8 protein-coding genes and 2 pseudogenes are annotated in these 10,819 nt (G+C 59.5%); 7 read left to right on the top strand and 3 right to left on the bottom strand.

All coding sequences use genetic code 11. The features are described 5' to 3' along the window. Positions 1 to 172 precede the first annotated feature (172 nt). From KHO31_RS27435 to KHO31_RS27420, 4 genes are all read left to right on the top strand, one after another. On the top strand, positions 173 to 427 hold the full coding sequence (locus KHO31_RS27435; RefSeq protein ID WP_200655540.1) for a type II toxin-antitoxin system RelE family toxin: 255 nt from the start codon (positions 173 to 175) through the stop codon (positions 425 to 427). Further along, on the top strand, positions 411 to 737 hold the full coding sequence (locus KHO31_RS27430; RefSeq protein ID WP_201084468.1) for a helix-turn-helix domain-containing protein: 327 nt from the start codon (positions 411 to 413) through the stop codon (positions 735 to 737). The genes KHO31_RS27435 and KHO31_RS27430 overlap by 17 nt, the downstream gene beginning before the upstream one ends. 721 nt (positions 738 to 1,458) lie before the next feature. Beyond that, positions 1,459 to 1,965 carry a hypothetical protein gene (locus KHO31_RS27425; protein WP_211624551.1) on the top strand — a complete coding sequence of 169 codons (507 nt, stop codon included), beginning with the start codon at positions 1,459 to 1,461 and terminating at the stop codon, positions 1,963 to 1,965. A gap of 372 nt (positions 1,966 to 2,337) precedes the next feature. Then, a complete protein-coding gene (locus KHO31_RS27420) occupies positions 2,338 to 4,656 on the top strand; it encodes a sigma-54-dependent transcriptional regulator (protein WP_211624549.1) in 2,319 nt (772 codons plus the stop codon). Between the two features lie 296 nt (positions 4,657 to 4,952). On the opposite strand, the gene KHO31_RS27415 is transcribed toward KHO31_RS27420, so the two are convergent. The 3 genes and pseudogenes from KHO31_RS27415 to KHO31_RS27410 all read right to left on the bottom strand — a co-directional run. Continuing rightward, the gene (locus KHO31_RS27415; RefSeq protein ID WP_201072987.1) at positions 4,953 to 5,204 is read right to left on the bottom strand and encodes a hypothetical protein; all 252 of its coding nucleotides are present in this window, start codon (positions 5,202 to 5,204) and stop codon (positions 4,953 to 4,955) included. Positions 5,205 to 5,780: 576 nt separating this feature from the next. After that, positions 5,781 to 5,900 (bottom strand): annotated as a pseudogene (locus KHO31_RS39885) (SRPBCC family protein); the annotation flags it as partial. Then, positions 5,846 to 6,214, bottom strand: a pseudogene (locus KHO31_RS27410) (ArsR/SmtB family transcription factor); the annotation flags it as partial. The pseudogenes KHO31_RS27410 and KHO31_RS39885, both read right to left, overlap by 55 nt. Before the next feature lie 155 nt (positions 6,215 to 6,369). On the opposite strand from KHO31_RS27410, the gene KHO31_RS27405 reads away from it, so the two are divergent. From KHO31_RS27405 to KHO31_RS27395, 3 genes are all read left to right on the top strand, one after another. After that, entirely contained in the window at positions 6,370 to 7,164 is a 795-nt protein-coding gene (locus tag KHO31_RS27405) for a DUF899 domain-containing protein (RefSeq protein ID WP_201142374.1), read from the top strand. A 389-nt stretch (positions 7,165 to 7,553) separates the two neighbouring features. After that, entirely contained in the window at positions 7,554 to 9,239 is a 1,686-nt protein-coding gene (locus KHO31_RS27400) for a phospholipase C (protein WP_211624547.1), read from the top strand. A 117-nt stretch (positions 9,240 to 9,356) separates the two neighbouring features. Further along, complete coding sequence (locus KHO31_RS27395) at positions 9,357 to 10,793, top strand: cytochrome-c peroxidase (protein ID WP_201122370.1); 1,437 nt, start codon at positions 9,357 to 9,359, stop codon at positions 10,791 to 10,793. The last annotated feature ends 26 nt before the right edge of the window (positions 10,794 to 10,819 follow it).

Genomic DNA, 10,819 nt, shown 5'->3' with positions numbered 1-10,819 from the left:
TGAGAGGCGACCCGCCGACCGGCCGTGGATAACTCCTGGACATCAGTTCATGGCGTCCACAAAACGGGGAGTTCGCGAAAGGCCTTGACAACTTCCTGCTCATAGAAGGGGGCTTGCCTGCGGAAAATAAGTTAAGCTGGCGAAAAACTTATATTATTCTTATAATAGAAGCATGAACGCAATCAACTGGACCCAGAAAGCGGCAAAACAATTGCGCAAGCTTGACCGGCAGCATCAGGTAGCGATTCGCGACGGAGTGAGCACCCTGGCTGCGATGCCAGATTGCCAGAGTGTGAAAGCGCTCACCGATCACGAATACGGCTACCGGCTTCGGGTCGGCAATTACCGGGTCTTGTTCAACTGGGACGGCGCTATCAAGGTCGTCGAGATTGAGGAAGTGAGGAAACGCAATGAACGCACGTACTAACATTCAGGTCATCAACGGACCGGACGGCAAACCCGCATATGTCGTGATCCCGTACGCCGAATATGTGGCTGAACATAATGCTGAGCGCGGTCTGATTCCGCACGAAGTCGTGAGCCTGACGGTGGACGGTGCAACGCCGGTTCGCGCCTGGCGCGAGCATCTTGGCCTGACGCAAGTCGAAGTCGCTGCACGCATGGGCATCAGTCAATCGGCCTACGCACAGCAGGAAGGAAGCGATCGTCTGCGTAAGGCGTCGCGCGAAAAGATCGCGACCGCGCTCGGCATCACGGCGGCTCAGCTCGATTTCTGAACGATCCCAAACCATCCAGATTAGATGGGGCGCTAGACGTCCCATTTTTTCGTCCATACGTTCCACAACCGTCACGATGGTGTTTTCTCGTGAACGTATGCAGGCGGGCCGATGCCTGCAAACATCCGGCCGGAGCGCCACATTCGCGGCAGCTCGACTGCCAGTGTGCGCCAGCGCGCGAGTACGGCTGCGAACGTGCCTTCGCGCTTGGCGCGTCGGATCTTGTCGACCACATTCCAGCCGCGTACATAAAGCGCGAAGCTGCGTCGGCTCGAAAGAAAATGCGGGGCGTGAACGCCGACCCACGCGAGCAGCTCAGCAGGCGGAACGTCCGGGGCTGTAGGATCGAATTGGTGAGCGGCCGACGACGTAGTTGCGGATCGTTCGCGAGCAACAGCGCAGTTTCCTAGCGACTTCGGCGATTGAAAGACCGCCGGTCAGCGCCAGAAACTCATGCGTAAACATTACAATTGCGCAAAGAGCGCTACAAATTGTAAGAAACGAGGAATTGGTGTTAGCGACAATATTTGACATAAGATAAATTATCAACACTTTTGGTTGTAGAGGCTTTATAGAAATGTCGGGTTCTGGCTCTTCAGATTTATCAAAAAATGCCGTTCACATAGGGACACGCAACCCCAACGCATAAGACCGATCGGGGCAAGAATTCAACCCATCCTTTCGCTGTAACGAGCCGCAAACATCGAGGAGTAAGAAACCATTGAAAACAATCGTAAGGCGCTTCCTGGTAGCGTTGATGGCCTTGATGACTTGCTTTAACGGAGGAGCTGCGTTCGCAGAAACCCCTTCTGACCAGTCTTTTTCTCCTGATCCAAAAATCCAGAAGATTGCGGAGGCCTATTCGCTAGACACTGTCGATTTCTCCATGAAACAATTTGGAATAAAACTCGACTGGTCGGACGCGAGTATTGCCAATGTCGAACAGGCCTTGGCGCAAATGAATTCATCCTACGTCGGCACGACTCCCAAGCCAACGGACGACCAGGTCATGTCGTTTGCTAAAGCCTACGGGAGTTACGTTGGAGAGGTTTACCGCCGCAATCATGGTGGCGAATGGGGCATGGTCACCCTTGGCGGAAACCGATTCCCTGGTATGCGAACCACCTCAGGCGCAAGCTTCTGGCCATGGGGACGAGCATTCAATCGGATCACAAAGGGGGCTGAAGACAATGTCACCGACTACTACATGGCCCTGTTGAAAAAGTAACACGCGGCGAATACGGTCGACCTTGCCTCAACGGGCTCTCATTGAGGGCACACCCGGTAAGTCGATGCCGCCCCAACCACCGCCGCGTATCGCCCAGACCCACGTCAGATCAATGTGACATTCCAGCAATGTATCCATGCTGGCAATCAACCAGAAAGCGATGCATTGCTCGCAGCACATTACGACAAAATCCGCAGAAGCCCGGCCGCGAGAGTTAATTTCCAAAGAACAAGATCAGCGACAAGCCGTCATACTCTGTCTCTTCTTGCAGACTTCGCCCGACCCCTGATCGATGCATAACCGTCCGCCCCGTCTTTTCGACGGTAATCTCCGCGTCGTGCCACGCGCGGTTCATGTGGAGCGTATTTTGTAATGAGTTCTCCCCCTATCGTTCCGTTCGCTCACGACAAGGCTGGTTCCGGCGCCTTCGTGGGCGGCGCGCCAGCGTTTCGCCAACTGGTCCGGATGATCGATCGGGTCGCCCCCACCGATCATCCGTTGCTCATTTTTGGGCCGACCGGTTCGGGCAAGGAACTGGTCGCTCGCCGTGTGCACGCGCACAGCCTGCGTCAGGATCAACCGTTCGTCGATGTCAACTGCGGCGCGATTCCAGAGAATCTCGTCGAAGCCGAACTGTTTGGGCACGTCAAAGGCGCGTTCACCGGCGCGGGAGAAAACCGCCAGGGACTTTTCCAGCAGGTCGGCAAGGGCACCCTACTGCTCGATGAAATCGGCGAACTGCCGCTCGCGCTGCAACCGAAACTGCTGCGTGTACTTGAAACGCGAACATTCCGTCCGGTCGGTTCGTCAACCAGTCTGCACTTCGCAGGACGCGTTGTGACGGCGACCCACCGCGATCTGCGCGAACTCGCGCGTGAAGGACTATTCCGCGAGGACCTTTTCTACCGGCTCGCGGTCTTCGTGCTTGCGGTCCCAGGACTCGAGCAGCGCGTCGAGGACATTCCGGCACTCGTCACCCACTTCGCATCGCAGCACGCGCGTCGTCTTGAGTTTTCACCGGCCGCCATCCGCCGGCTATCCCAGCACGCGTGGCCAGGCCACATCCGGCAATTGCGCAATCTGATCAGCCAGCTGAGCGTGCTCGCCGAAAATCCGTTCATCGACGTCGACACGCTCGAGCCGTTTCTCGCCAACGAGACCGGCGGACCCGTGTCGCGCGCAAACCTCGCCGACATGTTGTTGCAACTCGAAGGACGCGACAAACTCGCCGCCGCCGAGGATCTCCTGATCGACCGGGCGCTCGAACGAACCGGGCGCAACAAGAGTGCGGCCGCAACACTGCTTGGCGTGGGCCGCAAGACAATCGAGCGGCGTCTGAAGTCGCGCGAGGAACATCACCGGGAAGCGCGCAAGTGTCTCGAACATGCGAGCGCGCTGATCGAGGAATCGAAGTTCGCCGAAGCCATTCCGCCGTTACGCCGCTGCCTCGACCTGCTGCAGACGCCCCATGATCAGGAGGCCGCGCGCCGTCTCCAGTTCGACGCCTACCGGCTGCTCGGGATGAGCTTGCGTAGCGTGCACGGCTGGCTGTACGCGGAGGCCACCTCCTGCTACACCGCCGCGCTGGCCATCGGCGAAGGCGTCTGCGCTCCCGCCGAAATCGCCGCGATCCAGTTCGGCATCTGGACCACGCAACTGACGACGCTTCAACTCAAGCAGGCGCGCGCGACCGCGCAGAACATGCTGGAGCGCGCGCAGAACAGCGGTGATCGGGTTTCACTCGACGAGGCCCACGTCGCGATGACCAATACCCTCTTCTGGCTCGGTGACAGCGAGGAAGCGCTTGCGTGTCTCACGCGCGGCAACCTGCTTGGCGTGGGGCGCAACGACACCCGCACTGGCTCGCAAGGGATCGATCTCGCCAGTCTCGCGTTGACTTTAGAAGGGCTTGCCGCCTACCAGATCGGCGCCTTCGGGCAGGCGCGGCGCGCCATGGAGATGCTGATCCTGCGCTCCTCCGAGCCAGGTGCGCACGCGTTCGCTCACGCCGTCAACCTGCAGGGCGCCGCCTGGCTCGCCTGCCTGTTCGAAGACGAGGACCGGCTAGGCCCCCTCGCGAGCGAACTCGTATCGGTATCGATCGCGAACGGCTTCGCGTTCTATCGGGGCATCGGTCAGATACTCCACGCGTGCCACCTCAGTTCGTCCGGTCATTCCGACGAAGCTGAAACCGTCATGCTCGATGGCTACGACAATCACATCATTTGCAATGGCGGTGCGCTGTTCTATTCCTTCAAGGCGTGGCAACACGGCGAGTTGCTGCTGCGCGCCGGCCGCGCGAAAACCTGCGAGGTGATGCTCGCCGCCGCGATCGACGAGACCCTCGCCCGTCAGGAACGCGTCTACCTGGGCGAACTACTGATCACCCGGGCACGCGCGCAGTGGGCACTCGGGGATGTCAACGCTGCGGAACAGGGTCTGCGTACCGCGCTGTCCACCGCGCTCGCGTTCGGCTCAGTGCCTGCGCGCGTCGACGCCGCGCGTTACCTTGCCGACCTGCTGCGCTCCACCGGCCGCGCTACCGAAGCAATCGACACACTTGAGCGCGGTTTGCGCTCGCTGACGGCGGATCCGACCACTCGCTTCACCAGCGCCATGGATTTGCTCGCCGAACTCCGGCGGGACGCTTCTTTCAACAACGACGGCAAGGGAGTCGTAACCGGCACATGAATTACGCCGGGAAAGGTCGATTGGACGAAATCGTCCAATTTCAGCGAAACGCTTGGACGATGCTGTCCAATGTCGCGACTGAAATGTTCTGAGGTGCCCGCATCTATGCTGCATCACGGCATGGCACGATCATTGCTCACACAACGTGGATTCCCACCACCGCCTGCAAAACAAACTGCACAGGCGGTAGCAGTGCTCAGAACATGCAACGAACCTGACCGAAAAGCTGGGGAAGCCGAGAGACCAAAAAAAGATCGCGCGCTGCAATATGTTCGACGCACCGGCGTCCTGGCTGTCTATCGATAGCCGACACCGCTGTTCGAGGGATCGCCGTTAGCCGTCACGATCCTTCGGTTAGTCATCCGAACAATATCCGGCGCGCCGATCGACGCCAACGATACTGAATTGCTGGCGATAGATTTAGAGAGGGCTGTGCTGTTGTTGTAGTTGTGGCTGTCGCGCGTCGACACATGACGAATGAATGCTTCCGCAGAGAAGATCGTCGCAATGCGTGACGCCGAAATGGTGGAATCCGTCTGGCTATGCACCGGGCGGTCCGCTGCGGGACTCGGCCGTCGTTGCTCTTCTTCTCGAAGACAGGCAGCGGCGGCTTGTCCTTCTAATTAGCTGCGCCAACCGCGGCAAACCTGCCGATCCTGCCGCCAGGCAGTCAAACAATCTGCGTACGGCGCCCGCACGCCAGGCCACCCGGACAGATTTTCTGGATAGCAAGTTAAGCAGTCTCTTTGCATTGCGTGATCACGCGGATCCACCGCGTAGCGCAGCATCTGCAGTTACCAGGCCTACGCGGTGTCAGATTGTGAGCGACGTCGCGAGCGGACCACACCGGCCATCGACGGGGGATTCAAACAATGCACCATCACATTTTCGAAAGCGAACTCGTTCATCTTGAACGCGTAGTCGCGTGCGGGTCGCAGAAACCTTTTCCGGCAACATATTGGCGCGATCGCGTCGAAAATCTGAAAAATTGTCCGCAAGCACCTATGTACCGCTACCGCATTGCCCGCCTCTCCCGCCTCGTCGCCGAATTGAACGCATGACTCGAACCTTCGATAGTTGAACTGGGACTGACGAATGGTTTCCACCAGCGACTTTTGCCATGGTTACGCCTTTCCCGAGTGGGCGCTCTCAACGGGATAGGGCTCCTGCAGAACGGCGGAGCCGGTCTCTAGCAGGGACTTGAGGTTGGAGATGACTTTCGGCCAGCCGCCGGATACCGCCTGTCACGTAGACAAAGGTCGATCGAGTCATTGCCCTTCTCCAAGCGTTGTTTCAAGTCTGAGAGCGCGTTGAGGCGCGGCCTTTCGAACTTGGCAATCCAGCGCTCGTAGATCTCCTGCAGCGGCATTGGATTGAGGAAGTGCAGCTTTTCGCGGCCGTGCCGCACCGTGGCGACCAGGTTCGCCGCCTCCAGCAGGTCCAGGTGCTGCGTCACGCCCTGCCGGGTCATGTCCAGGTGCTCGCACAAGTCGTTGAGAGTACGGCCGTTGTGCGCGCACAGCAAGTCCAGCAGCTTGCGCCGGTTGGGATCGGCGACTCCATCGGAATACCGCCAAACTTGTTACTCCCAGCGTTCGATTTCCAGTGCCAGACTAACTCCCAGCCAATAACGAACGATGATGCGCAGCGAATGGAATCGCGCTTCAGCCACGAGGCGCGGGAACTCGTCCGAATCAGGAGATTGCGAAAGCCATGACTACCTCAGCCGACAATGGACAGAAAGACGGACAGCCTGCCGTGCACACACCTTCGGTCGTGTCGCCGCAAGCGTGGGACGCGGCGCGCGAGCAACTGCTCGTGAAAGAAAAAGCCCAAACCCGCGCACGTGACGCCCTCGCCGCTGAGCGCCGGCGAATGCCATGGATGGCCGTGGAGACGGCGTATGCGTTCGAGGGGCCTGCGGGCAAGGCCAGCCTGCTGGACTTGTTCGAGGGGCGGCGTCAGTTGATCGTTTACCGCGCTTTCTTCGAGCCGGGCGTGTTCGGCTGGCCTGAGCACGCGTGCCGGGGCTGCTCCATGGTCGCCGACCAGGTCGCACACGTCGCCCACCTGAACGCTCGCGACACGACCCTCGTCTTCGTCTCGCGTGCGCCCCAGGCGGACATCGCGCGGCTGAAGGCGAGAATGGGCTGGGAGATGCCGTGGTTCACCATCACGGACAGCTTCGATACCGACTTCGGTGTGGGCGAATGGCACGGCACGAACGTGTTTTACCGCGACGGCGATCGCGTGTTTCGCACCTACTTCATCAACAACCGCGGCGACGAGCAGATGGGGGGCACCTGGAACTACCTCGACATCACTCCGCTGGGCCGGCAGGAGATCTGGGAGGATTCGCCCGAGGGCTACCCTCAGACCCCGCCGTACAAGTGGTGGAACTGGCACGACAGCTACGTCGAGGACGCAGCGCCCGACAAGAAGTGGGTCGAAGTGTCCGACGCCGGAGAGGCGGCGTTCCGGAACCAGCAGGCGAGCAAAAATCCATGAGCCCGCGGTCTGTTCCGGTGGATATGACGGACGGTGCTTTCGCAACCAGATAGCGAGCACGCGTTCAACTTGCGCCCCACTCAAGCATCTGGTCAGGCAAGGTGCAGCTTGGGGCGCCTTCGATCAGATACCGCTAGATGCTCTCCTCGCTCTGCGTGCGGTGCTTGTCGGCCTTACCCTCCGTAACGTTGAGATCTCGACCAATTCTTTCATCAATATTCCAATAACCATATTGGCGTAATAACCGAGTAAGCAAAGCGCCACTTTCCGGTAATAGCCGGATGTTCAAATGCGCGTGGGTTTTAAACGGTCCCCACGCGCCCGCTCATTTCGCAATGGAATAGCGGACGAAAAACAACTAGCAAAAACGACATCCGGAGTTAACACGTATGCTTTCTCGAGTCTTCCTGTTTGGCGTATCGGGCATCGCTATGGCAGTCGCACTGTATGCCTGCGGTGGTAATAGCGCGAATCCCTCTTCCCCCGCGACAGTACAGAATCAACTGACGACGACAACGCCCATCAAGCACGTGGTCGTGATTTATAACGAGAACGTCTCGTTCGACCACTACTTCGCGACCTACCCGAATGCGGCTAATCCGTCGGGCGAGCCGGCGTTCACGGCTGCGTCAGGCACGCCGACCGTGAACGGTCTGAGCGGCACGCTGCTGACCAACAATCCGAACTTGATCAACACGCTGAACGGCACGGGCGCTGCGAACCCGTTCCGACTGGACCGCACGCAGGCCGCGACGGCCGACCAGAACCACGCTTATACAGCTGAACAGCAGGCGTATAACAATGGTGCAGCGGACTTGTTCCCGAAGTTTACCGGTACGGCGTCGAGCGGCGGCGCTGGCGCGTTCGGTACGAAGGGCCAGGTCATGGGCTACTTCGACGGCAACACCGTGACGGCCATGTGGAACTATGCGCAGCATTTTGCGATGAGCGATAACGCGTATACGGACACGTATGGTCCGTCGACGCCGGGTGCTCTGGAAGTGGTCTCCGGCCAGAATAACGGCGTGCAACTGGTGAAGACCAGCCAGCAGCCGTTCAACCTGTCGACGGCATCGCACTCGTATTACATCAACGATGGTCAGGGTGGCATCACGCTGATCAACGACGCCGATCCGGCGAACGACCTGTGCTCCAGCACGACTGACCAGATTCTGATGTCCGGCAAGAACATCGGCGATCTGCTCAACGCCAAAGGCATCACGTGGGGCGGCTTCATGGGCGGCTTCAACCTCGCCACGGTCAATAGCAACGCGACAACCGGTTGCAAGCGCAGCACGACGTCGCCGGTGGTCGGTCAGGCAACGGCCGATTACATCCCCCACCACAACTGGTTCCAGTACTTCGCATCGACGGCGAACCCGCAACATTTGCGTCCGAGCTCGACGGCTGCCATCGGTTACACGCTTGAATCCGACGGCAAGACGGCTGACCCGGCGAATCACCAGTACGACACTGACGATTTCATTGCGTCGGTGAAGGCCGGCAACTATCCGTCCGTCAGCTTCATCAAGGCGCCGGCGTTCCAGGACGGTCATGCAGGCTACTCCGATCCGATCGACGAACAGGCGTTCACGGCCAAGATCGTCAACTTCCTGCAGCAACAGCCTGACTGGAATAGCACCGCGGTTATCGTCGCGTGGGACGATTCGGATGGCTGGTACGACCATGCCTATGCGAACCCGACGACTTCGTCATTCGACGCGCAGGCTGACCAGTTGAACGGCGCCGGCAAGTGCGGTTCGGGAACGGCTCCGAACGGCGTGAAGGGTGCGGCGGTCAACGGTCGTTGCGGCCCGGGTACCCGTATTCCGTTCCTCGTGATTTCGCCGTGGGCCAAGGTCAATTACGTCGACCACACGCGGATTAGCCAGGCATCCGTGGTTCGTTTCATCGAAGACAACTGGCTGGGCAGCCAACGCCTCGGCGGCGGTTCGTTCGATGCAACGGCGGGCAGCATCACGAGCCTGTTCAACTTCAGCGGCTTCGGCAATAACCCGACTGTGTTCGTCGACCCGAATCTGGGCACGGTGGTCCCGTCGGTACCTGCCATCTAAATTCCGCCAGTCGCATCGGCGCCTGGCGCCGATGCGAAACGGAGTAGTACCTCGGTGTTGCCAGCCCATTCGAGCTGGCAACATTTTTCGTTTTCAGAATCCCTTGTCGTTGCTCATATGCCCGCCTCCTCAGCACGCCCAGCCGAAACAAATCCTATTCAGAGTCAATCCCGCTTCAGCATGCGGCGCGCGCTTCTACGGGTTGTCGCTACAGCGGTTGTCCTTGCCGTCGGCTTTTGCGTCTGGGCGCTGCTGTATCCATCACGCGTGCCCGCTGCGATGGGCGCGATCGTCGAAAACCTCACGGGGGCGAACGCCAATCCCGTCGAGCTCCAGCGTCCCATTGCACCGCCTCAATTGAGTGCCGTGGCGCAACTTGGGAAGAAGATATTTTTCGACCCGACGCTTTCCGCGTCGGGCCGGCAGTCGTGTGCTTCGTGCCATAGCCCGGAGCATGCCTATGGGCCGCCGAATAATCTGGCCGTTCAGCTGGGCGGTCCGGCTTTGTCCCAACAAGGCTACCGCCCTCCGCAATCGCTCATGTACCTCTACCGCCAGCCGAATTTCAGCATCGGCCCCGATACCGGCGACGCGGACAACGCGCCTGATCTGGCGCAGGTCGCAAGTCAGGTGTCGGGCGTGGAGCGGGCGCAGAAGAATGCGGGCGTCGCGCCCGCAGCGCCTGCAATGGTGCCGCAGGGCGGAATGTTCTGGGACGGCCGCGCGGATACGCTGCAAGCGCAGGCAGAAGGCCCGATGCTCAATCCGGTTGAGATGGCGAATGCGAGCATGGCCGATGTCATGGCAAAGCTCGAGCGCACGCCGTACAAGAAGGACTTCATCCAGCTATTCGGTCCAAATGTGTTCCAGAACACGACGCTGGCGATGTCCGAGGCCATGTTCGCCGTTGCGCGCTATCAGGTGGAGGAGCAGTCGTTCCATCCGTACACGAGCAAGTACGACTATTGGCTCGAAGGCAAGGCTCGCCTCAGCCAGGCGGAGCTGCACGGACTGCGTCTGTTCAACGACCCGGACAAGGCGAACTGCGCAGGTTGTCATCTTTCGAAGCCGGGCGCAGACGGACTGCCGCCGATGTTTACCGACTACCAGTACGAAGCGCTCGGCGTACCCCGGAACCCCCATCTCGCAGCCAACCACGACCATGCTTTCTTCGATATGGGCATCTGCGGGCCGTTCCGCGCGGACCTGAAGGACCAGACGCAATACTGCGGAATGTTCCTGACGCCGACGCTGCGGAACGTCTCGACCCGCAAGGTGTTTTTCCACAACGGCGTCTATACATCGCTTGAAGACGTCATGGCGTTCTACAACGAACGCAATACCGCTCCACAGAAATTCTATCCGCGCGGCGCTGATGGAAAGATTCAGAAGTACGACGATCTGCCGGTGCAGTTCCATGCAAACATCGACGACAAGGATGCGCCATTCGATCGGAAGTTCGGCGACAAGCCTGCGATGACTGACGCGGATATTCGCGACATCATCGCGTTCCTTAAGACGTTGAATGATGGATATCAGGTCAGCGCGCACTAAGCGATAGCGAGCTTGCCTGACTCGAA

This window comes from Paraburkholderia domus, from assembly GCF_905220705.1.
Lineage (GTDB): Bacteria > Pseudomonadota > Gammaproteobacteria > Burkholderiales > Burkholderiaceae > Paraburkholderia > Paraburkholderia domus.
The sequence above is the reverse complement of the archived record's forward strand: the minus strand, read 5'-3'. Positions and strand labels throughout refer to the sequence as shown.

Bases quoted from the DNA above. Each gene is read 5' to 3' on its own strand.
- KHO31_RS27435 (WP_200655540.1), top strand. From the start codon at position 173: ATGAACGCAATCAACTGGACCCAGAAAGCGGCAAAACAATTGCGCAAG.
- KHO31_RS27405 (WP_201142374.1), top strand. From the start codon at position 6,370: ATGACTACCTCAGCCGACAATGGACAGAAAGACGGACAGCCTGCCGTG.
- KHO31_RS27395 (WP_201122370.1), top strand. From the start codon at position 9,357: ATGCCCGCCTCCTCAGCACGCCCAGCCGAAACAAATCCTATTCAGAGT.
- KHO31_RS27420 (WP_211624549.1), top strand. From the start codon at position 2,338: ATGAGTTCTCCCCCTATCGTTCCGTTCGCTCACGACAAGGCTGGTTCC.
- KHO31_RS27430 (WP_201084468.1), top strand. From the start codon at position 411: ATGAACGCACGTACTAACATTCAGGTCATCAACGGACCGGACGGCAAA.
- KHO31_RS27400 (WP_211624547.1), top strand. From the start codon at position 7,554: ATGCTTTCTCGAGTCTTCCTGTTTGGCGTATCGGGCATCGCTATGGCA.